Origin of the sequence: Devosia soli (genome assembly GCF_000970455.1) — a bacterium.
Lineage (GTDB): Bacteria > Pseudomonadota > Alphaproteobacteria > Rhizobiales > Devosiaceae > Devosia > Devosia soli.
On the sequence record NZ_LAJG01000014.1, the window covers coordinates 600,330 to 623,036 of the forward strand.

Annotated in this window: 27 protein-coding genes; 17 read left to right on the top strand and 10 right to left on the bottom strand. The window is 60.7% G+C overall.

The window, feature by feature from the left end; translation table 11 throughout:
- Position 1 precedes the first annotated feature (1 nt).
- Positions 2 to 1,459: a PAS domain-containing protein gene (locus VW35_RS07015; RefSeq protein WP_046142578.1), complete on the bottom strand. Its 1,458-nt coding sequence runs from the start codon at positions 1,457 to 1,459 to the stop codon at positions 2 to 4.
- Positions 1,460 to 1,662: 203 nt separating this feature from the next.
- On the opposite strand from VW35_RS07015, the gene VW35_RS07020 reads away from it, so the two are divergent.
- The 7 genes from VW35_RS07020 to VW35_RS07050 all read left to right on the top strand — a co-directional run bounded on the left by VW35_RS07020 (position 1,663) and on the right by VW35_RS07050 (position 6,702).
- Positions 1,663 to 2,136 (top strand): MaoC family dehydratase, encoded by a 474-nt coding sequence (locus tag VW35_RS07020; protein ID WP_046142237.1) that lies wholly within the window; start codon positions 1,663 to 1,665, stop codon positions 2,134 to 2,136.
- Positions 2,133 to 2,690, top strand: a complete 558-nt coding sequence (locus tag VW35_RS07025) for a MaoC/PaaZ C-terminal domain-containing protein (RefSeq protein ID WP_052951556.1) — start codon at positions 2,133 to 2,135, stop codon at positions 2,688 to 2,690. The genes VW35_RS07020 and VW35_RS07025 overlap by 4 nt, the downstream gene beginning before the upstream one ends.
- 31 nt (positions 2,691 to 2,721) lie before the next feature.
- Positions 2,722 to 3,066, top strand: a complete 345-nt coding sequence (locus tag VW35_RS07030; RefSeq protein ID WP_152662510.1) for a hypothetical protein — start codon at positions 2,722 to 2,724, stop codon at positions 3,064 to 3,066.
- A 116-nt stretch (positions 3,067 to 3,182) separates the two neighbouring features.
- Complete coding sequence (locus tag VW35_RS07035; protein ID WP_046142239.1) at positions 3,183 to 4,037, top strand: dioxygenase family protein; 855 nt, start codon at positions 3,183 to 3,185, stop codon at positions 4,035 to 4,037.
- A 153-nt stretch (positions 4,038 to 4,190) separates the two neighbouring features.
- Complete coding sequence (locus tag VW35_RS07040; protein WP_046142240.1) at positions 4,191 to 5,210, top strand: TerC family protein; 1,020 nt, start codon at positions 4,191 to 4,193, stop codon at positions 5,208 to 5,210.
- A gap of 626 nt (positions 5,211 to 5,836) precedes the next feature.
- Positions 5,837 to 6,235 carry a VOC family protein gene (locus VW35_RS07045; RefSeq protein WP_046142241.1) on the top strand — a complete coding sequence of 133 codons (399 nt, stop codon included), beginning with the start codon at positions 5,837 to 5,839 and terminating at the stop codon, positions 6,233 to 6,235.
- A gap of 68 nt (positions 6,236 to 6,303) precedes the next feature.
- Positions 6,304 to 6,702 (top strand): GFA family protein, encoded by a 399-nt coding sequence (locus VW35_RS07050; protein WP_046142242.1) that lies wholly within the window; start codon positions 6,304 to 6,306, stop codon positions 6,700 to 6,702.
- A gap of 125 nt (positions 6,703 to 6,827) precedes the next feature.
- Here VW35_RS07050 and VW35_RS07055 read toward each other — a convergent pair whose 3' ends face one another.
- The 5 genes from VW35_RS07055 to petA all read right to left on the bottom strand — a co-directional run bounded on the left by VW35_RS07055 (position 6,828) and on the right by petA (position 10,798).
- Entirely contained in the window at positions 6,828 to 7,361 is a 534-nt protein-coding gene (locus VW35_RS07055) for an adenine phosphoribosyltransferase (RefSeq protein ID WP_046142243.1), read from the bottom strand.
- Between the two features lie 24 nt (positions 7,362 to 7,385).
- Positions 7,386 to 7,580, bottom strand: coding sequence for a hypothetical protein (locus tag VW35_RS07060; RefSeq protein WP_046142244.1), 195 nt, complete (start codon positions 7,578 to 7,580; stop codon positions 7,386 to 7,388).
- A gap of 535 nt (positions 7,581 to 8,115) precedes the next feature.
- On the bottom strand, positions 8,116 to 8,982 hold the full coding sequence (locus tag VW35_RS07065) for a cytochrome c1 (RefSeq protein ID WP_046142580.1): 867 nt from the start codon (positions 8,980 to 8,982) through the stop codon (positions 8,116 to 8,118).
- Between the two features lie 20 nt (positions 8,983 to 9,002).
- A complete protein-coding gene (locus tag VW35_RS07070) occupies positions 9,003 to 10,256 on the bottom strand; it encodes a cytochrome b (protein ID WP_046142245.1) in 1,254 nt (417 codons plus the stop codon).
- A gap of 14 nt (positions 10,257 to 10,270) precedes the next feature.
- Positions 10,271 to 10,798 (bottom strand): ubiquinol-cytochrome c reductase iron-sulfur subunit, encoded by a 528-nt coding sequence (gene petA / locus VW35_RS07075; RefSeq protein WP_046142246.1) that lies wholly within the window; start codon positions 10,796 to 10,798, stop codon positions 10,271 to 10,273.
- 228 nt (positions 10,799 to 11,026) lie between these two features.
- Here petA and VW35_RS07080 point away from each other — a divergent pair, with 228 nt between their 5' ends.
- The 4 genes from VW35_RS07080 to VW35_RS07095 are packed head-to-tail and all read left to right on the top strand — an operon-like array spanning position 11,027 to position 13,819.
- Positions 11,027 to 11,497 (top strand): tRNA (cytidine(34)-2'-O)-methyltransferase, encoded by a 471-nt coding sequence (locus VW35_RS07080; protein ID WP_046142247.1) that lies wholly within the window; start codon positions 11,027 to 11,029, stop codon positions 11,495 to 11,497.
- Positions 11,498 to 11,514: 17 nt separating this feature from the next.
- Positions 11,515 to 12,387: an oxygen-dependent coproporphyrinogen oxidase gene (hemF, locus tag VW35_RS07085; RefSeq protein ID WP_046142248.1), complete on the top strand. Its 873-nt coding sequence runs from the start codon at positions 11,515 to 11,517 to the stop codon at positions 12,385 to 12,387.
- Position 12,388: 1 nt separating this feature from the next.
- Positions 12,389 to 13,564, top strand: coding sequence for an AAA family ATPase (locus VW35_RS07090; RefSeq protein WP_046142249.1), 1,176 nt, complete (start codon positions 12,389 to 12,391; stop codon positions 13,562 to 13,564).
- 60 nt (positions 13,565 to 13,624) lie between these two features.
- Positions 13,625 to 13,819, top strand: coding sequence for a DUF1059 domain-containing protein (locus tag VW35_RS07095; RefSeq protein WP_046142250.1), 195 nt, complete (start codon positions 13,625 to 13,627; stop codon positions 13,817 to 13,819).
- On the opposite strand, the gene VW35_RS07100 is transcribed toward VW35_RS07095, so the two are convergent.
- The 3 genes from VW35_RS07100 to VW35_RS07110 all read right to left on the bottom strand — a co-directional run bounded on the left by VW35_RS07100 (position 13,816) and on the right by VW35_RS07110 (position 16,343).
- Positions 13,816 to 14,994 (bottom strand): CCA tRNA nucleotidyltransferase, encoded by a 1,179-nt coding sequence (locus VW35_RS07100; protein ID WP_052951557.1) that lies wholly within the window; start codon positions 14,992 to 14,994, stop codon positions 13,816 to 13,818. The two genes, VW35_RS07095 and VW35_RS07100, sit on opposite strands and share 4 nt — an antisense overlap.
- A complete protein-coding gene (locus VW35_RS07105; RefSeq protein WP_161796868.1) occupies positions 14,991 to 15,635 on the bottom strand; it encodes a CoA pyrophosphatase in 645 nt (214 codons plus the stop codon). Before VW35_RS07105 ends, VW35_RS07100 begins: the two co-directional genes overlap by 4 nt.
- Positions 15,636 to 15,788: 153 nt before the next feature.
- On the bottom strand, positions 15,789 to 16,343 hold the full coding sequence (locus VW35_RS07110; protein ID WP_083982495.1) for a GNAT family N-acetyltransferase: 555 nt from the start codon (positions 16,341 to 16,343) through the stop codon (positions 15,789 to 15,791).
- Between the two features lie 359 nt (positions 16,344 to 16,702).
- Between VW35_RS07110 and VW35_RS07115 the strand changes: the two genes are divergently transcribed.
- Positions 16,703 to 17,662, top strand: coding sequence for a glutathione S-transferase family protein (locus VW35_RS07115; RefSeq protein ID WP_046142251.1), 960 nt, complete (start codon positions 16,703 to 16,705; stop codon positions 17,660 to 17,662).
- 40 nt (positions 17,663 to 17,702) lie between these two features.
- On the opposite strand, the gene VW35_RS07120 is transcribed toward VW35_RS07115, so the two are convergent.
- Positions 17,703 to 18,176, bottom strand: coding sequence for an NUDIX domain-containing protein (locus tag VW35_RS07120; protein WP_046142252.1), 474 nt, complete (start codon positions 18,174 to 18,176; stop codon positions 17,703 to 17,705).
- 209 nt (positions 18,177 to 18,385) lie between these two features.
- On the opposite strand from VW35_RS07120, the gene VW35_RS07125 reads away from it, so the two are divergent.
- The 5 genes from VW35_RS07125 (at position 18,386) to VW35_RS07145 (ending at position 22,707) form a co-directional block, all read left to right on the top strand.
- Positions 18,386 to 19,276: a metallophosphoesterase family protein gene (locus VW35_RS07125; protein WP_046142253.1), complete on the top strand. Its 891-nt coding sequence runs from the start codon at positions 18,386 to 18,388 to the stop codon at positions 19,274 to 19,276.
- Between the two features lie 122 nt (positions 19,277 to 19,398).
- A complete protein-coding gene (locus VW35_RS07130) occupies positions 19,399 to 19,668 on the top strand; it encodes an usg protein (RefSeq protein ID WP_046142254.1) in 270 nt (89 codons plus the stop codon).
- 90 nt (positions 19,669 to 19,758) lie between these two features.
- A complete protein-coding gene (locus VW35_RS07135; RefSeq protein ID WP_052951559.1) occupies positions 19,759 to 21,087 on the top strand; it encodes a MurL-like N-terminal domain-containing in 1,329 nt (442 codons plus the stop codon).
- Entirely contained in the window at positions 21,077 to 22,378 is a 1,302-nt protein-coding gene (gene murD, locus VW35_RS20500; RefSeq protein ID WP_052951560.1) for a UDP-N-acetylmuramoyl-L-alanine--D-glutamate ligase, read from the top strand. Before VW35_RS07135 ends, murD begins: the two co-directional genes overlap by 11 nt.
- Positions 22,375 to 22,707 carry an SMR family transporter gene (locus tag VW35_RS07145; protein ID WP_046142256.1) on the top strand — a complete coding sequence of 111 codons (333 nt, stop codon included), beginning with the start codon at positions 22,375 to 22,377 and terminating at the stop codon, positions 22,705 to 22,707. Before murD ends, VW35_RS07145 begins: the two co-directional genes overlap by 4 nt.

The window sequence follows — 22,707 nt, forward strand, 5'->3', positions numbered from 1 at the left end:
GCTAGTCCTCGTTGTCATCGAGCCGCGTCGTCGCGATGAACACGATGCCACCAGGATCGAAGATGATCTCGGCACTGCCGCCGGTTTCGGCCGAAAGCAACCGCTGGATCAGCTGGGTACCAAAACTGGTCTTGGTTGGCGCTTCGACTGCCGGCCCCCCGATTTCGCGCCACACAAGGCGCATCAGGCCCATGTCGTCTTTGGACCAGTCGACGTGAACGCGGCCACCGTCTTTCGAGAGCGCGCCATATTTTGTGGCATTGGTCGCCAGTTCGTGGAGCGCCAGGGCGAAAGCGGAAACCGACCGATGCGGCAGGCTCAGATCGGGCCCATTGAGATCAAATCGTTGCCGATCGTCGATCCCGAACGGCGCGAGGGTCCGTTCGATAAGAGCGCGAAGGGTTGGATCCCCAAAATCTTCGCTGATCAACAGGTCCGTTGCTGCCGCCATAGCTTGAATGCGCGCCGAGAGAACCATATTGGCGTCCTGAAGCGACGTCGCGCGCCGCAGGGTTTGGGTGGCGATTGCCTGAAGCGAAGCCAGCGTATTCTTGACCCGGTGGCTCAGCTCGCGCGCGAGCAGTGCCCGCTGCGCCTGCGCTTCGCGCCGCTCAGTGATGTCCTGCGTCGTGCCAGTGAGGAACATCGGCGTTCCGTCTTCGGCATAGCTCGCCTGCCCCCGGATCTGGACCCAGCGCATCTCGCCCGAGGGCCAGAACAGGCGATATTCGGCATCGAGCAGACTTCCGTCCGCAATGGCACTATCGATGGCCTCGAAGTGGACGACCCGGTCGTCGGGATGGATGGAGGCGCGCAATTCCTCGAGCGACAATGGCTCCTCGGGCGTACGGCCACAGATCTGCTTGCAGATATCGGACGCCGTCAACTCCATGGTTTGGAGGTTTATTGTCCAGATACCAAGCTTGCCGGCGCTCAGCGCAATGCGCAATCGCTGCTCACTCGCCTGCAATTCGGCACTGCGGCGATCTACCTCAATCTCGAGCGCATCGCGATCGCGCTGCAACTGCACGAGACGCTCGCGCTCGAGCGTCACATCGAGCTGCGAAGCAAAGAAATAGGTGAGCTGACCATCATCGCCAAACACAGGCGAAACAAGGAGGCGGTTCCAGAATCGCGTGCCGTCCTTCTTGTAGTTGAGCAGATCAAGTTCGATCGCCTCGCGCGCCCTGATGGCCTCGCGCAGGCGGGCGACATCCGCCAGGTCCGTGTCTGGCCCTTGGAGAAAGCGGCAGTTCTTTCCGATGATCTCGCTGCGGCCATAGCCGGTCAGCAGAGCGAAAGCCGCGTTGACAAAGACGATCGGATTGTCGGGCTGCCGCGGATCGGTAATGACCATGGGCATGCGCGTTGTGCGGACCGCCGAAGAAAACGGATCGGGACCGTTCCCGGCCCGCAGCAATTCGCGGACGATCCGGGCCTCTTCGGTGAAATCAGGCACGCGCAGCTCTTTTCGGTCGGCCAATTCGGTCCGTTTGAATTCTATAGCAAACGATCGCGCCGCTCCAATGTGGATTTGCCCCAATATTACGCGCGCATTTTATCGAGCCGCGATTGCATTGTTCGCCGCGACAGCGGGTGTCCCTCGGCTTGCCCAGCATTTCAGGAAATGCGACAAGTAAGGTTGACGTATAGGGAAATACGATGACCAATCCTGTCACGCAAGACCGGCGGCATTTTGAGGATCTGTCCGTTGGGGAAATCATCACGCTCGGGCATGCGACTGTGACCAGGGAGATGATCTTCGCCTTCGCGCGCGAATTTGATCCCTTGCCCTTTCACCTCGACGAAGCCGCGGCGAAAGCAAGCCTCTTGGGCGGCCTGGCATCCAGCGGATGGCAAACAGGCGCCCTGAGCCTGCGCATGCTGGTCGACAGCTTCCTCTCCAAAATCGCATCCTGCGGCGGGCTGGGTTTTGAAAATCTCAAATGGAAGAACCCGGTCATGGCCGGCGACACCATTGGCGGCACCGTGACGATCGCCGCCTTGCGCCGCTCCGGCAGCCACCCGCGATGGGGGATTGTCACGCTCGACTTCGATATTCGCAATCAGAAGGATAAGCAGGTTCTGACCATGCGGCTCGCCAACCTCGTCGAATGCCGCGAGGTCGCCGCATGACCCGCTGGTTCGAAGACATCGTCATCGATGAAGTGTTCCCGCTCGGCGCCCACACTTTCGGCAAAGAAGAGATCATCCGCTTCGCCCAGCTCTACGATCCGCAATATTTCCATACAGATCCCGGCCTGGCCAGGCACAGCCACTTCGGCGGGCTGGTCGCGAGCGGCTGGCACACGGTTAGTGTCGGCCATCGCAAGATGGTAGACGCGCTGGATGCCGAAGCCGGCCGCCTGCGCGCGGCAGGTCAGGAGCCCGGCGTTTCCGGCCCATCGCCCGGCGTCAACGCCATGGAGTTCAAGGTTCCCGTTCGCCCAGGCGACACCGTGACCTATGAACTTGCCGTGACCGACAAGCGCCCGTCCAATTCTCTGCCCGGCTGGGGCCTGCTGTTCAACCGGCTGACCGCCACCAACCAGCGGGGTGAACTCGTCTATCGCGCGGAAATCGTGGGCTTTTCGAAGCTGCGCGACTTTCGCATGCCGCTAAAACTGAAACTGTTGCTGGCACTCACCAATCTGCCGCTCATCGGACCGCTTGTGCGCCGGAAGGCTTGAAAGCGAGGGGACGCATCGGCACTCTCCTTGCATGCGCCGATTCGCCCTTGCCCTTTTGCTGTTCCCCGCCCTGTCCGTGCCGTCTATGGCGCAGATCTATCAGGGCAACTGGTCCTGCCGGGATGCCTCGACCAATCGCGTCGGTATCCTCACGATCTATGGCAATGTCTATGGCTGGGCCTCGCGCACCGCAGGCGACCCCAATTCGGGCACCGGTACGTTGACACCCTATCAGGATGGCGTCGGCATCAACGACGGCAACCTGCGCACCAATGCGGGAATCCAGGCCGCGCGGACAGTCGAAGACCCGGTCAATGGCGTCGCGGTTCAGCTCGAAACCGCCGACGCCATCGTCATGCTGTGTACGCCACGCTGACCTTTCCAAGATTTCATCTGCCGGTAGCCATCCTGTCAGGCTCCGGCCGCTAGTTGAATGCCTCAGGCGAGGCGCATGTCCTCGATCTGTTTCACTGCAGCGAAGGGACACACTAGATGCATCACGACCAGGAAGACCACGATCTCGGATTTCACCACGACCTGCCGCGGCTCGTGAGCCGTCGACAGCTCTTGGCAATGTTCGGCGGCGTCGGTGCAGTGGCCCTGTCCGGCCTGCCTGCATCGGCGCTCGAATGCATCGCCCTGCCTTGGGAAACCGCAGGACCCTACCCGGCCGATGGCTCCAACGTCCGCAGCGGACAGGTCGTCAACGCTTTGACCGAAGAAGGCATTATCCGAACCGATCTACGCCCTTCGTTCGGCACGTTGACCCCGGTCGCGGATGGCGCGCAGCTCGACCTCGAACTGACTCTCGTCAACGCCGATGGCTGCACCCCACTTGCCAACCATGCCATTTACATCTGGCATTGCGATACGACCGGCAATTATTCGCTCTATGACACGCCGGACGCCAATTATCTCCGCGGCGTGGGCATTGCCGATGCCGATGGGAAGGTGCGTTTCACCACCATTTTTCCCGGCTGCTATGATGGACGTTGGCCGCATATCCATTTCGAAATTTTCCAAAGCGCCGAGAGTGCCGTGGCCGGAGACGCATCGCTCCTCACCGCCCAGATCGCTCTGCCGGAAGATGTCTCTGCGGATGTCTATGCGGCCGACAGCCGTTACAGCAACGGCACGCGCAATCTTTCCCGGATCAGCATCGCGAGGGACATGGTCTTTCGCGACAACACGGATGCCGAACTCGCCCAACAGACGCTCGCTGTTACCGGCGATGCGGCCAGCGCACTTTCGGGGACCGTGACGATTCCCGTCGACCTGACGGCCGCAAAGCCAGCCTTCCGTAGCGCGCCACCAGCCGGCAACCCACCTGCAACGCCGCAGAACTAGGGCTCATTCGCCGCATCTCTGCTCCTAAAGAGGGGGCTTGAACTTTTCTGCGGTTTGCGCATTTTAGAGGGGCAGCGCCGGGCCCCTCTGGTCATGGTCCCCCATGGCGATGTCGGAGCTGCTCCACCAAGTCACATGGAGAAGGTCCGGCGAATGGATTCGCTTATTGCCGCCCTATCGGGCGATTTTCTCGGTACACCGATATATTTCTGGGTGGCGTTCATTACGATCGTCATCGGTCTTCTTGTCTTCGACCTCGGCATTCTGCACAAGGATGAACACGAGATCGAAGCCAAGGAGAGCCTGCTGCTCTACGGCTTCTATGTTCTCATCGCCGTCGCCTTTGGCGCCTGGGTCTGGTTCCAGCGCGGCTCGCAAGCTGGGCTTGAATTTTTCACCGGCTACCTGATCGAGCAGTCATTGGCGATGGACAATATGTTCGTCATCGCCACCATCTTTGGCTTCCTTGGCATCCCCCGGCTCTATCAGCACCGCGTGCTGTTCTGGGGCATTCTGGGCGTCATCGCCTTCCGCGCCATCCTCATCGGCGTCGGCGCGGCGCTCGTCTACCAGTTCAACTGGATTCTATTCTTCTTCGGCGCCTTCCTGGTCTTCACCGGGATCCGCATGTTCCGCCACGAGGATGCAGAGCCGAACATGGAAGACAATAAGATCTTCCAGTTCCTCAACAAGCGCTTCCGCATCACGCGCGAACTGCATGGCCGGGCCTTCACCGTCAAGCAGCCGCATCCGGTCACCGGCAAGCTCGTGACGTGGCTGACCCCGCTCGCCGTAGCGCTGATCATGGTCGAAATCGTCGACCTCATCTTTGCCGTCGACTCCGTGCCGGCCGTGTTCGCGGTCACGCAGGATACGTTCATCGTTTACACCTCGAACATCTTTGCCATCCTCGGCCTGCGCGCCCTTTATTTCGCGCTTGCCGCGGCAATGAACCGCTTCCGTTATTTGCAGATTTCGCTCGCCATCATCCTCGTGCTGATCGGCATAAAGATCTGTCTCGTACCGCTCGGCTACCATGTGCCGACCGCGATCTCGCTGACCATGACGATCGGTATTCTCGCCGGCGGTATCTTCTATTCGCTGTGGAAGACCCGCAACGAGCCCAATATCAGCGCCGAGGAGGACCCGAAACAGGGTCAGCTCGAGCCCTGATCGGGTCAGACAATCCAAACATCGAGGCGGCCGGGTTGACCCCGGCCGCCTTGTTTTTTATTCTCGTGCGGCAACGCTCCTTTGGAGGCCCTGTCCGCAAATGATCTGAAACCACGCATCGGACGCTTCTGGCCTGTCTCGGCATCTCCGCATCGGGGACCGGCATGTCATGATGGCGCGTGTTGCGATGGTCGATCTTCGGACGGCTTAGTTCTTCTCCATATTCTCAGCACCGCCATCGGCGTCGTCAGTTTTCCGCATCCGCGCGGCAGCCTTTTCGTGCGTGTCTTGCCGCGCCAACTTCATTCACCTGCGCAAGCCCTGGCTTGGCGGGAAGGATTCCCCATGCCCAAAAACATGTTCCAACGCCCACAACCGATCAATCACAACCGCAATGTGCCGCGCCACGGCACGCAACAAGGCCAGCTACCGGCAAAGGCGGCCAAGCCCGCAGAAGCGTCGGTTAAGCCGGCTCTGCCTTCGCTCGAAAAGCTTCTGCACAAAGGAACGCGACATTGATCGAACGACCCGGCGCTGTGGCGCCGGGTCACCCCGGAAAACCGAGGCCCGGAACTTGCCGCATTTGATGGTTACCGAAATGTGACAACGATAAAGGAGAAGCGCAAATGGGTGTGCTCCACGAAATCGTCTTCGATTGCGACAAGCCTGCCGATCTCGCCCGTTTCTGGGCCACCATTCTCGACGGCTATGAGGTGCGGCCCTATGACGGCGAAGAAGTTGCCCGGCTCGCCGCGCTGGGCCTTACGCCGGAGACCGACACGACGGTCATGGTCGATGGCCCTGGCCCGACGCTCTGCTTTCAGAATGTCGATGGCCGGCGTTATGACAACAACCGCGTGCATCTCGACGTCGAGGTGAACAATCGCGGCGCAGAGGTCGAACGGCTCGTCGAAGCCGGGGCGACGGTCGACCGCGTTCTACCCACCTATACCGTCATGCGCGATCCCGAAGGCAACCAGTTTTGCCTCGTCGACCCGCGGATCGCCACCATGGCAGCCGCCTGATTTCGGGGTGCTGACACGTCCTGTCAGCGCCCCATCGTACTTTTGGGTATTCCTTGCTGGAGAGACCCATGACGCTGACTGCCACCTGCCATTGCGGTGCCACGCGCATCACCCTGCCCCGTTTGCCGACGGAGGCCAAGACTTGCAATTGCAGCTTTTGCCAGCGCACCGGGGCTGTCTGGGCCTATTTCAGCGAGGGCGAACTCGATTTCGGCTCGCTCGAAGCCGACAAGCCGTATTCTGCGAGCGGCGGGCTCAATCAGCACCACTTTTGCTCCAATTGCGGCATCCACACCTGGGGCAGCTCGCCTGATTGGTCGTCGGCCTACAATGCCGATGGCTCGCCCAAGGGCGATCCCGGCGTCGTACCGACCACGCGGATCTATGCCGTCAACCTCAATACAATCGACGACATCGATTGGTCCGGGATCAGGATCGAGAAGATGGATGGACGGAACAACTGGTAACTGGCGTCCGTCTGAGCAGTTCTCCGCCTCCCACTAGGAGCGCGGCCTAAAAGTTCACGGCTTCAAAATATCGATTGCTTGGACAAGCCAAGCATTGGAGAGGCGCGGTACGGCGGGCCTCTTCTTCAGTGTCCTTCGAACGCCATTAGTGACGCCACATTGACCTTTTCCGCACGCAGCTTATCGGCACCACCGAGATCGGGCAGGTCGATGACGAAAGCGGCATGGTCGCAGACCGCCCCGGCCCGGCGGATCAGGCTAACTGCCGCAATGGCCGTACCACCGGTGGCGATCAGATCGTCGACGATCAGAACCTTATGGACGTTGCTCAACACGTCGGCATGGATTTCGATAGTGTCGACACCGTATTCGAGCGCGTAGTTCTGCCCGATCGTATGGCCCGGCAGCTTGCCGCGCTTGCGCACGGGTACGAAGCCGACGCCGAGCGCGATCGCCACACCGGCACCGAAGATGAACCCTCGCGCCTCGATGCCTGCGACATGCGTAAAGCCCATGCCACGATGGGCTTCCGCCAGACGCTCGACGCTCTCCTTGAACCCATCAGGGTGCTCGATCAGCGTGGTTATGTCCCGGAAGAGGATGCCCGGCTTGGGATAGTCCGGAATCGTGCGGACGAGCGACTTCAGGTCGAGCGACATGGAGGGCCTATGGACTGGGAAAAATCAGGGAGTGCGGCGTCCGACGATGTGACGAGCGATAACGCCGGCATTATAGGCAACATTGCGCGTGGCGGTGACGGCAGCTTCGCGAGCCTTGGGATTGTTGGCCACCGCATGGATGCCCGCGCGCACGACGGGATGGCGGCTCATGGTCACGGCGGCAGACACGACAGTGACAGCCAGGCGAATGGCGGACAAGGCAAGCTCCTCCAGATAACCGGTTTGTGCCTCATATTGCGGCTGGGGACGGGAATGACAAGAGGCTAGAGCCAATGTGAGGGTAAAAAGCGAGCGACAAGAAGAGGCCCTCCCCCACCGGCTCGCACCACTGTCACGAAGGCATCGATCTTGCCAAAGCAATAACGAGCTACTGCCAAGTTTCTTCCCCTCCAGTCGGGAGCATTCACTTTGGACCCATGCGGCCTTCCCGATTTCCACCGTGTCATCCCCGAGAAAGCTTGGACCTCCGTTTGAAACAAGGTTTCCGCCTTCTCGGGAATGACACCGTGGTTGGGAAGGCATGCTATCGACAATCCCGGTGCACAGTGCCCCTCCAGAGGGAAGATAGGCGGGGACATGCCGCCCAAATTGGCCAACCACACACGGTCCACCAGCAAAAGAAAAGGGGCCTCGCGGCCCCTAATCCCAACTTTACCCAAATCCCGGTAAACCGAGTTCTTTGGACTATCCCGCCCGAGACCGCCCCATCGGGGCGATCCCGCGTGGCCGGTGGTCAGTGCTCGATACCAGCCCAAAGCTTGCGCTTGGTGCCCCACATGAGGCCAGCAAACAGCACGAGGAAAATCAGCACGACGAAACCGGTCTGCTTGCGCGAGACGAGGTGCGGTTCGGCCAGCCACATCATATAGGCCGAAACGTCGCTCGAATACTGCTCGAGCGTTTCTGGCACGCCGGCGCCGTTCTCGGCCTCGGCATAGTCCACCGAACCATCGGCCAGCGGCGGCGCCATTCCGATGGCGTGGCCCGGGAAGTAGTCGTTGTAGTGCTTGCCCTCGGGAAGCTGGAACGGCGTGCCGTCCGAATTGTGCGGCGCGTCTTCCGGCACTTCCTCATGGTAGCCATTGAGGAGAGCGTGGATATAGTCCGGGCCGCCTTCCTGATAGGCGGTGAAGTAATTGAAGATCCAGGTCGGGAACGGATCCTTGACGCCGCGGGCCTTTGCCAGAACCGAGAAGTCCGGCGGCAGCGCGCCGCCATTGGCGTCACGGGCTTCCTGTTCGCTGGCAAATGGCGATGGCCAGCGATCGGCCGGAACGGCAGGGCGACGACCGCTTTCGGTCGTGGGGTCCGCAACTTCGTATTCGGCGGCCAGCGCACGAACCTGGGCCTCGGAGAATTCCGGGCCGCCCTCTTCCATCAGGTTGCGGAAGGCGAGCAGGTGCGCACTGTGGCAGCTCGAGCAGACTTCGCGGAAAACCTGGAAACCGCGCTGGAGCTGGTTGGTGTCATAGGTGCCGAAGATTCCGCCGAAGGACCAGGCCTGGCGTTCCGGCTGCGGGCCCGCTTCCGCCGCGTGGGCGGGAGCAGCCATGGCGAGGCCGGCGACGAGAGCGGCGGCAGCGATGATGAGCTTATGCATGTTCATTTTCACTGACCCGATCACGCGTGTGCCTTATTGCCGAGAACGCTCTCGGAAATGCTGGTGGGCAGCGGCTTGGGCGTTTCGATGCGCGACAGGACCGGCAGGATGACGAGGAAATAGATGAAGTAGTACGCCGTGCAGACCTTGGCGAGCGTCGTGTAGGGCTCCGCCGCTTCCTGCGCACCGAGGTACATCAGGGCGATGAAGTTGATCACGAACAGGCCATAGAACCACTTGAACATCGGGCGGAACGTGCCGGCGCGCACCTTGGAGGTGTCGAGCCACGGCACAATCAGGAGGCACAGCATGGCGCCGCCCATGGCGATGACGCCACCGAGCTTGGAGTTGATGAACAGCACATTGAAGTCGATGGCGCGCAGGATGGTGTAGAACGGCAGCAGATACCATTCGGGCACGATGTGCGCCGGCGTCACCTGGCTGTTAGCCATGATGTAGTTGTCGGGGTGCCCCAGGATATCGGGCGCAAAGAACACGAACCAGGCGAAGGGGATCATGAAGACCACCATCGCGAAGAGGTCCTTCATCGTATAGTACGGATGGAAGGGCACGGTATCGCGGCTGTCCTTGACGTCGACGCCGACCGGGTTGTTGTTACCCGGAACGTGCAGCGCCCAGATGTGCAGGCCCACCACTGCCGCGATGATAAACGGCAGGAGGTAATGCAGCGAGAAGAAGCGGTTGAGCGTCGGATTGCCCACCGCAAAGCCGCCGAGCACGAGCTGCTTGATGCTGTCGCCGACGATCGGGATCGCCGAGAAGATGTTCGAGATAACCGTCGCACCCCAGAACGACATCTGGCCCCAGGGCAGGATATAGCCCATGAACGCGGTCGCGGTAGTGAGAAGGAAAATCACGACGCCGAGGATCCAGAGGATCTCGCGCGGCGCCTTGTAGGAGCCGTAGAAAAGGCCGCGGAACATGTGGATATAGAGCGCGACGAAGAACATCGAGGCGCCGACCGCATGGGTCGCCTGGATGACGCGGCCGCCATTGATGTCACGGCGGATATGCTCAACCGAGTCGAAGGCCAACGCCACATTTGGCGCATAGTGCATGGCAAGGATGATGCCGGTGACGATCTGCACGCCGAGGCACATCACGAGAATGGCGCCAAAGGTCCACCAGTAGTTGAGGTTCTTCGGCGTGGGGAAGTCCATGAGATGTTCTTTGGCGAAACGCACTACCGGCAGGCGGTCGTCCAGCCACTTCTCAACGGCACTTCCCGGAACGTAAGTCGAATGTTCTGACATCGGAAAAGCCCCCACTAACCGATCTGGACCAGCGTATCGCTGAGAAATTCATAAGGCGGCACGACGAGGTTTGCCGGTGCCGGACCCTTGCGGATGCGACCCGAGGAATCGTAGTGCGAACCGTGGCAGGGGCAGAACCAGCCGTCGAAATCACCGGCCTGGCCGGTGGGAATGCAACCGAGATGGGTGCAGTTTGCGATCATGATCAGCCACTGTTCGTGGCCTTCCTTGACGCGCGACTCGTCGGTCGCCGGATCCTTGAGGTCGCTCAGCGGCACGGCGCGCGCTTCCTCGATTTCCTTGGGCGTGCGGTGGCGCACGAAAACCGGCAGGCCACGCCACGTGATGGTCACCGACTGCCCTTCGGCAATCGGGGACACGTCATACTGGATGCTGGCGAGAGCCAGCGTGGACGCGTCCGGATTAAGCTGGTTGATCAGCGGCCAAACCACCGCGGCGGCGCCGACAGCCCCGACGGCACCGGTGGCGACGAAGAGAAAATCCCGCCGGTTGGTGGTTGTATGTTCTGCTTGCGTGGACAAGTCCGTTTCCCCGTACGATGCACAAATGACGGAACCGGCCCCAGCCCTCGACCACTTCAAGCAGAATCGACAAGCCAGCCGCCCTCAAGCGGTCCGTCAGTTGCGGTTCTTTTTGCACTCTCGGATGGGCTTGTCCAGTGCACGGCGGATGACAGTTTGCCTTGATCGCACTATATCGTAGCGCTGTTCTGCGCCTCAGGGTCCGGCCAGCGCCGGATATAGAGCTTCTTGTCCCTCGACCTTGCCGTCTACCAGCCCGATTTTCCGCACAATACCGGCACCCTGATCCGGCTTTCCGCCTGTTTGGGCCTGACATTGCACGTTATCCACCCTGCCGGCTTTGCCATCACGCCGAGTAACCTTGCCAAGGGCGGTCTCGATTACGTCGATCAGGCCGCCATCCGTCAGCACGACAGCTTCCAGCAGTTCGACGCCTGGCGAAAGGACGAATCCCGGCGCCTTGTCCTCCTGACGACGAAGTCGAGCAAATCGGCTTATGAGGCAGAATATAAGAGCGGCGATATTCTCTTGCTCGGGCGAGAAAGCGCTGGCGTGCCGCAGGCCGTGGCCGATCTCTGCGAACTCAAGGTGCGCATTCCGATGCGTCCCGGTTTGCGCTCGATCAATGTTGCGCTTGCCGGCGGAATGATAGTTGGCGAGGCCATGAGACAGATTGGCCGCTTTACAGAGCTTTCCTGAAAGTCCATTTCCCCATTATGACCCTCCCCGCCGATATCGACACCAAGAAAACCACCGCCTCAGCCTGGTTCCGCACGCTTCGCGACTGGATCTGCGCCGCCCTCGAAGGGCTTGAAGCCGATGTGACCGGTCCCAACGCCGACATGCCACCGGGAAAATTCGTCCGCACGCCGTGGGATCGTGCTGCGGGCGGCGGCGGGGAAATGTCGATGCTCCATGGCCGCGTTTTCGAAAAGGCCGGCGTCCACATTTCCACCGTCCATGGTCATTTCTCGGAAGATTTTGCCAAGCAGATGCCGGGAACCGAAGCCGGTGCTGGCTTCTGGAGTTCGGGTATCTCGCTGATCATCCACCCCTGGAATCCGCATGTGCCGGCCGTGCACATGAACACGCGCATGATCGTCACGGGCAAGCAATGGTGGGGTGGCGGCGCCGACTTGACGCCCGTGCTCGATCGTCGGCGCACCCAGGACGATCCGGATACGGTCGAATTTCACGCGGCCATGAAAAAGGCCTGCATTAGCCATCCCGGCGTCGACTACGACCGGTTCAAGGCCTGGTGCGACGAGTACTTTTTCCTGCCCCACCGCAACGAGCCCCGGGGCATCGGCGGCATCTTCTACGATCACTTCAATTCGGGCGACTGGGACGCCGATTTCGCCTTCACCCGTGCGGTGGGCGAAGCCTTTGCCGGCATTTATCCCAAACTCGTGCGCCGTAATTTCGAGACTCCCTGGACGGAAGCCGATCGCGATGAGCAATTGGTGCGTCGCGGACGCTATGTGGAATTCAATCTGCTTTACGATCGCGGCACGACCTTCGGGCTTAAGACTGGCGGCAATGTGAACTCGATCCTGTCTTCCATGCCACCAGCAGTGAAGTGGCCGTGACGTGACCCTCGCGGCGCTCGAAATCATCGGCTATCGCTCGGTGCGCCGCATCCGCTTCCCATTGCGCCAACTGACCGTGTTGGTTGGCGGCAATGGCGTTGGCAAGACCAACCTCTATCGCTCGCTTGAACTCCTTCAATCGGTGGCCGAAGGCACGCTCGCCCAGGAGCTTGCGCGCGAAGGTGGCCTCGCTTCGGTCTTCTGGGCGGGGGGCAGAAATCTCACCGAAGACGGCAGCTTCGACCCCATGTATCGTACCGATGGCTATCGTGCCGGCGAAAGCAATCGTCTTGTTCTCGAAGCCGAGTTCGAAGAGATCGAAGGCTTTGCCGAAGGTCCGCGCTATCGCGTCGAACTCGGCTTCGCACCCGCCGAAGCGGTCGCAGCCTTTCCCAATGAAGTGCAGATCAAAAGCGAACTGCTTGCTCTGCGTCACCGCGGCAAGTCGGTGTCTTTGATGGAGCGGAAGGGACATATCGCCTGGGCGCGTGATGCGGAGGGCCGTCGCGAGGTTGCGGACGAAGATCTCCTGCCCAGCGAACCTGCCCTCGCCCGGCTTGGTGGACGCCCGGAAATAGCACGCCTCCGCGATACCATGCAGGACTGGCGCTTTTTCCACGGCTTCCGCACTGATATCGATTCGAATCTGAGGCGGGCCTCTCATGCCATCACCGCACCGTCCCTGGCCTCGGACGGCGGAAATCTCGGCGCCGTCTTCGCCACGCTTCGGCATATCCGGCAGGATACGGTCGATCTCGATGCCGCCATTGCCGATGCGTTTCCTGGCGTGGAGCTGTTCGTGCCACCGGTGGGCGACTATGCCAGTTTTGGTCTGCGCTATCCTGAAATGCCCAAGCGCATCTTTGGACCGCACGAATTGTCCGATGGCACACTTCAGTTTTTGGCCCTGGCCGGTGCGTTGATGTCCTACCGTCTGCCGCCATTCATTGCACTGAACGAGCCCGAAACGAGCCTTCATCCCTCGGTCCTGCCGGTGCTGGCGCGCATGATCGTCAAGGCAGCGGAGCGCAGCCAGATTTGGGTCGTGACCCATGATCGGAGCCTTGCCGACGCGATCGCTGCCGAAAGTGGCGTACTGCCGCGCGAAGTGGTGCGCGGCGAGGATGGCACCTGGCTCGAAGGCCTCAGCCAGATGGGCACCTTTATCGACGATTGACGGAACCGACGCGCTGAGCGGGCCGTTGAGGCTGACCAAATGAGCGAAGGAGGAAGTGCAATGAAGCGCTTTGATTCAGGTACCCTGATCCCCGGCTCGACCTGGAAGGCCGAGGCCGAAAGCGAAGCAGAAGTGGTGCGCCGCGCGGTGGAGAACCTCAAGAATTATCATGGCGAAACCGAAGTGCGCCCCGACATGGTCGAGCGCATAAAGGAACGCATCGTCGACGTCGATAGCGGCGCGACCAAGCACTAAGTTTCAAGAGCTGCTGCGAGCAGCTCTTCTTTTGTCAGATCGAATGCGCTGTCGACCCACAGCGCTTCGAGCCGGGCCAGAGTCACTCCGAGGTCTGGCCCGGCTTTCAATCCTCGAGCGATCAAGTCCTTGCCGCTGACCGGCAGGTCAGGGTTCGGCAGGCGTCCGAGTTCACGAGCTGTTTCCATCAGCCGCTCACGCGGCCAGCCATCCTGTGACGCGGCCGCCGCCAGTCCCTCGATCGCATCTTCTCTGAAACGGTAAACACCAAGCGCCACTTTTTCGTCGGCCACGAGCGACGCCGCATCGGCTATACGCCTGGCCTTCTCTGTGATGGCTTTGGAGAGACGCCAGGACACCTGCCAGTTATCGAGGTCGCTACCGCCGAGAATGGCAAGGCGCGTCGGCGCACTCTGACCGCCGAGCGTCTCATAGCGAACCAACGCTTCAAGGGTTTCGCGCTCGAGCGGCAGGAGGCCAATCTCGCTCATTACCCCCAGCGTCACTGCCACCTTCGGAATGCCGAGCATCCGCATCATTTCGCTGCCGACGCGCTCGGCGGAGAGATGATCGAGTCTTGTGCTGGCCGCTCGACAGGCGGAAAGTCCATCCGGGTCAAAGCGCTGGCCGCCATGGCTCGCGGAAAACCGGAAGAAGCGGTAGACGCGCAGACCATCCTCGGCGATGCGCTGGCTGGCCTCGCCGATAAAGCGCACGCGCCCGTTGATCGCGTCCCCTGCCCCGCCCAAAGGATCGAACAAGCGTCCATCGGGCCCGGCATAAAGCGCATTCATGGTGAAATCACGCCGCTCTGCGTCTTCACGCCAGTCCGTGCCAAAGGCGACCTGGGCATGCCGGCCATCGGTTTCGACGTCACGGCGCAATGTCGTGACTTCGACACTTGTCTCATTGAGCTTGAGCGTGACCGTGCCATGATCGATCCCGGTCGGATAGGCCGCAATGCCTGCAGCTTTCGCGCGCTGCATCACGGTCACCGGCAGAAGCTCCGTTGCCATGTCGATGTCGGTATCGGGCCGCAGCCGTCCCATCAGGCTATCCCGAACGATACCGCCCACAGCGCGCGTTTTGCCCTCTGCGCCATCGAGCATGGCAAAGATCGCCTGCGTCTCCGGGCGCTCCAGCCATTCTGACGCGGGCAGCTTGTCAGGAATCACGCGGCGTCCTCGCCAAGCGCCAGGTCGCGGAATTTCCGCGTCAGATTGGCCGTGATGCCCCAGATAGTGTGGCCATCATGGTCGATCTGCCAGGTAGAATGCTCTTTGCCCCCACGGCTGATGCGGAAGTGGCCATAGCTTTTGGAATCGAGAATGCGCTGCAATGGCACCTCGAACACCGAATGCACCTCCCCAGGATTGGGCACGAAAGGTCCCGATGGATCGATCTCTGCCACGACGGGCGTAATCAGATAATTGCTGCCGGTGAAATAGGTCTCCATGTAGCCGATGATTCGCGCTTCCGCGGGCAACAGTCCGACTTCCTCATTCGCTTCCCGCAGTGCCGCTGCACCGGCGTCGGAATCCTCGGCATCGATCTTGCCACCGGGAAAAGCGACTTGGCCCGAATGCGAGCGCAGGTCGGGCGAGCGCTCGGTATAAAGAACCGTATGTCCTTCGGGGCGGCGCACAAGCCCGATCAGCACCGCGGCAGGCTTTGGCGGACGCGAAAACGGCTCGAGCGGCTCCCAATCAGGCACGAGCTTGCCTAGCGCAGGCACGGCCGGAGGAGCCTCGAGCAGGCGCTCGGCGAGAAATTCGATGATCGATGAATGGGGCGGGAAGTCTGGATGATTCAGCATCGCACGCAGGAGTTTATGCGAGGAAACAACGCGATGCATTCAAATTAGTGCCCAAGCCCTTGCAGCTAATCACCCTCGGGTCGACCCGAGGGTGCAACAGATGCGGCAAGGAGAGCCCGGAGCTCAGGGCCAGCAAGCGCTCGCCGAGAAAACCTACTTGCCCGCGTCAAACGCTGCGATTGAACCCGTCAGCGTCTTGGCCAGGTCCGGATCGTCGGCCAAAAGCAGGACGCGGCTTGTATCGACCGGACCGGGAAACTGGATATTGCCAGGCGTCGTCGGCACCCAGCCGAGCGGGCAGTAATAGTCTTGATCGCCAACGAGCAGCACGAAGTGCCCTTCGCCGCGCGCCAGGGCACGCTTCGAGACTTCCCTGGCCAGCAGCTTGCCGGCACCGCGCTTGCGAAAGTTGGGGTGGGTGGCAAGCGGCCCCAGGAGATAGCCCTTCATCCCGCCGACGCTGATCGGCGTCATCCACACCGAACCTGATGGCGTCCCATCGACTTCCGAGATCAGGCTAAGCGTCGGATCGATCGGGAAGCGTTCCCGCACCCGAAAGGCGGTACGAGCGAACCGGCCTGGACCGAAGGCGATCGCCTGAAGATCTTCGACGAACGCATCGTCGGCCGGTGTTGCCGGGCGAACAACGGGCTGGCCGGAAGGAGCAGACAAAGGAGCGACGGCATCAGCCGCAAGGGACGTGGTCATAGGTTTCTTCCAGGAAAGGTATGCGCAGGGACAAGCGGCCGAGCCCGAGGGCACCGCATTCGATACGACCAACTAGGATCGTCGGCTAACCTGCAAAACCTTCACCATCCTGGACGCCTCCACGTCTGAATCCGCATTAGCATCGGCCCGGGGTGACGTAAATGGGATATCTGCATCATGGGAGAAATTCCTGCAGCGGATGGTTTCGGTGTAACCAAAATGCACAACGCATTGTTGCACCCGCGATGGCTTATCGCGCCCGCCTTCTCCTCTTAAGTGATGGACAAGACGCAACCGCGGCGTGTGTCACGCACTTGAGCCGTGAAAGCCGACAGCAAAATGACCGAAAGGGACCAGTTATGGGACAATTGATCGACGGCAAATGGTCGAGCCAGTGGTACGACACCAGCAAGACCGGCGGAAAGTTCGTCCGGTCTCAGTCCGGCTTCCGCAATTGGGTGACGGCCGACGGCAGCCCCGGACCATCGGGCGAAGGCGGCTTCGCAGCCGAAGCCGGGCGCTATCACCTCTATGTGTCGCTCGCCTGTCCCTGGGCCCATCGCACCTTGATTTTCCGCAAGCTCAAGGAGCTGGAAAGCCTGATCTCGCTTTCGATAGTCTCTCCGAAAATGCCCGATGAAACCGGCTGGAGCTTCAAGCAGGACGAAGGCTCGACCGGCGATACCCTGCTGAGCAAGGACTTCCTCTACGAGGTCTATACCGCCGCCAAGCCCGACTATACCGGCCGCGTGACCGTCCCGGTTCTCTGGGACAAAAAGACCAACACGATCGTTTCAAATGAAAGTGCCGAGATCATCCGCATGTTCAATTCGGCATTCAACGAGCTGACCGGCAACACCGACGACTACTACCCCGAAACCCTGCGTGGCCGGATCGACGCGATCAACGCCCGCGTCTATGACGACATCAACAACGGCGTCTACAAAGCCGGCTTCGCAACGACCCAGGACGCCTATGAAGAAGCGGCCAACAAGCTCTTCGCGGCGCTCGATTGGGTGGAGGGCCTGCTGGGCGACAACGCCTACCTGACCGGCGACAGCATCACCGAAGCCGATTGGCGCCTGTTCACGACCCTTGTGCGCTTCGACGCGGTCTATTACGGCCACTTCAAGTGCAACATCCGCCAGATTGCGGACTATCCGAACCTCTCGCACTACCTCAAGGCGCTTTACGAGGTTCCCGGCGTCAAGGAAACGGTCAACATCGACCACATCCAGACGCACTATTATTGGAGCCACACCACCATCAACCCGCACCGCATCATCCCGGTCGGGCCCAAGCTATCGTTCATCGACTAGCCGTCATTGCCCGGCTCGTCCGGGCAATTGACCCTGCCCTCTAATATCCCCAGATCTCCCGCTTCGGCGCGCCGTCGAAAACCTCGTCGATGCGCTGGGATGTCGCCGGCGTCACCCCCTCCGGCAATTTCGTGATCTCGAACCAGCCGCATTCGGCGATCTCGTGATCCTTCTTCCGCTCGAAGACGAATTCGTGCGAGCGGGCGATAAACAGCAGCACATGATCCCGGTTCGTAACCGAGCTCGAATTGTGATAAACCCCGAAAAGCTCCATCGGCCCGGTGATCTTGTATCCGGTCTCCTCGAGCGCCTCCCGCGCAGCCGAGGCTTCTGCCGTTTCGCCCGGCTCGATCCCTCCGCCAGGAAATTGCCAGCCGGGAACAAGCGTATGGCGGATCAGAAAGACCTTGTTGCCATCGATCATCATCACCTTGGTGCCGATGGTCATGCGGCGCCACAGCCCCATGATGGTGAGAAACACCTTGGCGCGCACGCGCTGGAATCGGTTCATCATGGCCGGCTCTCCGAAGACTGACGCGAGGGGTAGCGAGTCTGCCGGAAAAGTCGAGAGTGCTTTTTCGGCCCGAACATGCAGCCAAGCCGCGATCCGGGGCGTTGGGAACCACTTGCATGCGGCCGGAGCAGACGATTGCGGGAAAATTCAACCCCTTCAGATCGATTGACCGTTTCCTCAAGTAGAAGCTTCTGGCAAAACCCCTGCCGATGATAACGCTCGCTCACATCTCAGACCTGCACCTAGCCCCCCTTCCCCAGGTCGCGTTTTCAGACCTCGTTGGAAAACGCCTCACCGGCTACCTTAACTGGAAGCTCAAGCGCCACGGAGAACTCAATACCGAGACCTTGACCCGGCTCGTCGCGCACATGCGCGAACAGAACGCCGACTTCACCGCGGTCACCGGCGATCTCGTCAATCTCGCCCTGCCCGCCGAGGTTGAGCGCGCGGGCGAATGGCTCAAGCTTTTGGGCGAAAGCGATCGCATCGCCGTCTGTCCGGGCAATCACGATGCCTATGTGCCCGGCGCGCTTGATCTGGCTGTCGATAATTGGGGTGACTATCTCAAGGGCGAAACGCTTGAAGGGGAAACCTTTCCCTTCGTCCGCCGCGTCGGCGATCTCGCCATCGTCTCATGTTCGAGCGCCGTGCCCACGCCACCCTTTCTTGCCGTCGGCAAGTTCGAGGAAAAGCAGGCTGCCCGGCTCGATCGCATGCTGCAGATTCTTGGCGACGCCGGCTATTTCCGCGTCGTTCTCATTCATCATCCGCCCAATGCCGAACTCCAGCATCCCTCCTTCGGCTTGAAGGGACACCGCATCTTCCGCAAGGTTATCGCCAACCGTGGCGCCGAACTCGTGCTCCACGGGCACACCCACCGCTCCTCGATCCACCATATCCCGGGCAAGGATCATGAAGTCCCGGTGATTGGCGTTGCGGCGGCAAGCTCGGCCCAGGGCGGCACGCTCGACGATCCGGCGCGATACAATCTCTTCCGCATCGAAAAGGTCGGCAACGGCTGGTCCTGCACCATGCGCGAATATGGCTTCCAGCGCATCGGAACAGATATCGTCATGCGCATGCAGATGCGGATTTACTGACGCGATAACTGCGGCAAGCTCCTCGCCACTTTTTGGCACTCATCGAGGCCGAGGGCTGATTTGCCCTAACCGACTGTCTGTGTTGCTCTTTATCGGGCAAGCACACTCACTCGGAGAAAAGAATGGCAGATCGTGCGTTTCTCAAGCAAATGGAAGGCTATGGCCTGACCACGGCCAAGATTCATTATCACCTGCCTGATCAACCCTCGCTCCTGCAGATCTATGTCTGGCAGGAATACGACCTCGCCCCGCGCTTTCCCGAACTTAAGGGCTTCCTCGATTTCTGGGCCCGCCAGATCGAGGGACGCCTGCATTCGGTGGTCGTGGCGCATAGCCGGCTGATAGCGCCCATGGAATTGCGCAACGCCACTTTGGTCGGCGCGATCCACTGAACTTGAACATCTGAAACGCCGTTCACGATCGGGCCTACTGGCATTGCCACAAATCACCTATATGGTTTGTGAAAGCCGCGTGAGTTGCCCGTGACCGAAACGTTTCATATCGATCGCCCCAGTTTTGACCCTGAGAGCGGAGAAGCCCGCTTTTCCTATCGCCTGGGCGATCTGACCTTTACCGAAATCCTCGGGCTGCCGACCGTTGCGGAGCGTGAGCGGGCAGCAACGCCGGCGTTCCGCAAGCTGCTCGATCTGACGGCCTTCGTCCTCGGCGTCAGCTATTTCAAGCTGCGCGCCCCCTTCGACATCGCCGCCGGTCTGCCGCTAAGCGAAGCTGAGCGTGCGTTCGTCATCGATGTCTATGAAAATGGGCTCGGCGAATTCTACGCACGCAACGACCTGGCGCGCTTTGGCCGCTTGCGCCTCAGTGTTCCTGACGACTCCGTCCCGCGCAAGGAAGCGCCGGGCTTGGCCGAACGCACGCTGCTGCCGATCGGCGGGGGCAAGGATTCGCTCGTCAGCGTTGAATTGCTGAGCCATGTCGGGATGGATTTCACGCCTTTTGCGGTCAATCCCAAGGGTCCAATCCTGACATCGGTCGAGGCGATCGGCCGCGAGCCGCTTTATGTGACGCGCTCGCTCGATGCGGAAATGATCCGACTTGGCAAGGAGCCTGGCTATTACAACGGCCACGTGCCCTCGACCGCCATCAATTCGATGATCGCTTCGCTCTGCGCCCTGCTTTTCGGCTACGATCAGATCGTCCTCAGCAACGAGCGCTCCGCCAGCGAAGGAAACGTCGAGTTCGATGGCCGCGAGACCAACCATCAATATTCCAAGTCTCTAGGCTTTGAACTGCTGATCGCCGATACGCTCGCCAATGCGACTGGCGGCGCCCTCAAATATTTTTCGCTGCTCCGCCCTTATTCCGAGGCACGGATCGCATCGCTTTTCGCGCATGGCGACCGCTTCGACGCAGTGTTTTCGAGCTGCAATCGTAATTTCCGGCTTTCCGGTCACGATGGTCCGCTCTGGTGCGGCGAATGCCCCAAATGCCACTTTGTCTTCCTGATCTTTGCGCCTTTCATGGCCAAGGAACGGTTGTTGCGCATTTTCGGCAAGAACTTGCTCGATATCCCGGCGAACGAACGCTCGTTCCGCGAGCTCGCCGGCCTTGCCGGTCAAAAGCCCTGGGAATGCGTCGGAGAAATTCTCGAAGCGGCGGCGTGCTTCTATACGCTGACCCGCCATGCCGATTGGCATGAGGACGCGATCGTGCGGTCGATCAAGGCGGACCTTTTTGCCCAGTATGGCGAGGAAAAACTGCAGCTTGCCATGGCCGAATGCCTCACCGACAGCCGGGACCACCACATTCCTCCAGCCCTTGCCGCAAAGGTAGCCGCCTATGCGGTTTGACCAACCGGTTCTGCTTTATGGCGCAGGTCGCGAGGCTCTCTCGACTCGGCAATTCTTGAAGCGCATCCAGCCTGATCTGCCTGTCTATGTTACGGTCGACTCAGGCGTCGCCAACATCCCGGAAACCTCTGCCATCGCGGCGTCGGATCTGCCCGCAGCCATTGCAGCACGGCAGTTCGGAACGATCGTCAAGAGCCCAGGTGTATCGCGCTATAAGCCCATTTTTGCCGAGGCGGCCGCTGCTGGCATTCCGGTCACGTCCAACTTGAACCTGTGGGGCGCGACTTATCGCGCGAACCGCACCGTCATCGCCATTTCCGGCACCAAGGGCAAATCGACCACGGCGACGCTGGTGCATCTGATGCTGGCGCGCTCCGGGCTCGACGCTGGCCTCGCCGGCAATGTCGGCCTCGCCCCGCTCGAAATCGCCGACAAGCATGCCATCGTCGTCTTCGAACTATCCAGCTACCAGACTGCCGACATGGCCTTCCTGCCCGATATCGCGGCTATCACCAATCTCTATCCCGAGCACGTCGATTGGCATGGCTCGGTCGAACGCTACTATTCGGACAAACTCAATCTCGTCGACCGCGACGGCAGCTTCGCAGTCGCCCTGGGGCAGGCGGCTGCAGGCAATGCCCGTGTCGCCATGGCCGTGCGGGATCACCGCCGGCTCGTGCGCGACCTGAACGAAGAAGAGGCGATCATCGTCGAAAGCGCCGTCGCGCGCTCGCGCCTCAAGGGTTCCCACAATCTCGATAATGCAATTCTCGCCGCTCAGATTGCTCTTGCCGTGGGCGCGACATTAGACGGCATCGTCGCTGGTATCGCAGCCTTCCGGCCCTTACCCCATCGGCTTGAAGAGCACCGGTTTGGCGGCATAACCGTCGTCAACGACTCGATCTCGACGACGCCGGAAGCCACCAAGGCCGCGCTGGCAGCCTATCCCGGGCGGCGCATCGCGCTCATCGCTGGCGGGCACGAGCGCGAACAGGATTACGGCGAACTCGCAACCCTTCTGCCTCAGCGCGGTGTGACGACGCTAGTCACCCTGCCGGTAACCGGCGCGCGCCTGGCCTCGGCTGCGCGCGACGCTGCACCGGGCATCGATGTGGCGGAAGTGCCCGACTTGGAATCGGCCATTGTGAGCCTCGCCAGTGACCGCTCGCGCTTTGACACCGTGATCCTTTCTCCCGGCGCTCCCTCTTACAACCAGTTCAAGAATTTCGAAGAGCGCGGCGCCCGATTCGTCGAATTGTGCCGCATCCATTTCGAGGACACGACACCATGAACGGGGCGGTGTATCTGGCGATCGCAATCGTCGGCGAAGTCATCGCTACCTCATTCCTCCGCGCGTCGGCCGGATTCACCCAGTTGGCGCCGTCGATCGTCGTGGTTATTGGCTACTGCATCACCTTCTATTTCTTCTCGCTGGCGCTGCAGACCATACCGGTTGGGATCGGCTATGCGATCTGGTCGGGCGTCGGGATCATTCTCGTCTCCATCATCGCGTTTTTCGCCTATGGCCAATCGCTCGATCTGCCCGCCCTGATCGGCATCGGCCTCATCCTTGCGGGCGTGCTGGTAATCAATCTGTTCAGCCATTCGAGCACGCACTAG

Excerpts from the sequence above, each read along its gene's own strand:
- VW35_RS07020 (WP_046142237.1), top strand. The coding sequence starts at position 1,663 with ATGACCAATCCTGTCACGCAAGACCGGCGGCATTTTGAGGATCTGTCC.
- VW35_RS07025 (WP_052951556.1), top strand. The coding sequence starts at position 2,133 with ATGACCCGCTGGTTCGAAGACATCGTCATCGATGAAGTGTTCCCGCTC.
- VW35_RS07030 (WP_152662510.1), top strand. The coding sequence starts at position 2,722 with ATGCGCCGATTCGCCCTTGCCCTTTTGCTGTTCCCCGCCCTGTCCGTG.
- VW35_RS07035 (WP_046142239.1), top strand. The coding sequence starts at position 3,183 with ATGCATCACGACCAGGAAGACCACGATCTCGGATTTCACCACGACCTG.
- VW35_RS07040 (WP_046142240.1), top strand. The coding sequence starts at position 4,191 with ATGGATTCGCTTATTGCCGCCCTATCGGGCGATTTTCTCGGTACACCG.
- VW35_RS07045 (WP_046142241.1), top strand. The coding sequence starts at position 5,837 with ATGGGTGTGCTCCACGAAATCGTCTTCGATTGCGACAAGCCTGCCGAT.
- VW35_RS07050 (WP_046142242.1), top strand. The coding sequence starts at position 6,304 with ATGACGCTGACTGCCACCTGCCATTGCGGTGCCACGCGCATCACCCTG.
- VW35_RS07055 (WP_046142243.1), bottom strand. The coding sequence starts at position 7,361 with ATGTCGCTCGACCTGAAGTCGCTCGTCCGCACGATTCCGGACTATCCC.
- VW35_RS07065 (WP_046142580.1), bottom strand. The coding sequence starts at position 8,982 with ATGCATAAGCTCATCATCGCTGCCGCCGCTCTCGTCGCCGGCCTCGCC.
- VW35_RS07070 (WP_046142245.1), bottom strand. The coding sequence starts at position 10,256 with ATGTCAGAACATTCGACTTACGTTCCGGGAAGTGCCGTTGAGAAGTGG.
- hemF (WP_046142248.1), top strand. The coding sequence starts at position 11,515 with ATGACCCTCCCCGCCGATATCGACACCAAGAAAACCACCGCCTCAGCC.
- VW35_RS07095 (WP_046142250.1), top strand. The coding sequence starts at position 13,625 with ATGAAGCGCTTTGATTCAGGTACCCTGATCCCCGGCTCGACCTGGAAG.
- VW35_RS07105 (WP_161796868.1), bottom strand. The coding sequence starts at position 15,635 with ATGCTGAATCATCCAGACTTCCCGCCCCATTCATCGATCATCGAATTT.
- VW35_RS07110 (WP_083982495.1), bottom strand. The coding sequence starts at position 16,343 with ATGACCACGTCCCTTGCGGCTGATGCCGTCGCTCCTTTGTCTGCTCCT.
- VW35_RS07115 (WP_046142251.1), top strand. The coding sequence starts at position 16,703 with ATGGGACAATTGATCGACGGCAAATGGTCGAGCCAGTGGTACGACACC.
- VW35_RS07120 (WP_046142252.1), bottom strand. The coding sequence starts at position 18,176 with ATGATGAACCGATTCCAGCGCGTGCGCGCCAAGGTGTTTCTCACCATC.
- VW35_RS07125 (WP_046142253.1), top strand. The coding sequence starts at position 18,386 with ATGATAACGCTCGCTCACATCTCAGACCTGCACCTAGCCCCCCTTCCC.
- VW35_RS07130 (WP_046142254.1), top strand. The coding sequence starts at position 19,399 with ATGGCAGATCGTGCGTTTCTCAAGCAAATGGAAGGCTATGGCCTGACC.
- murD (WP_052951560.1), top strand. The coding sequence starts at position 21,077 with ATGCGGTTTGACCAACCGGTTCTGCTTTATGGCGCAGGTCGCGAGGCT.
- VW35_RS07145 (WP_046142256.1), top strand. The coding sequence starts at position 22,375 with ATGAACGGGGCGGTGTATCTGGCGATCGCAATCGTCGGCGAAGTCATC.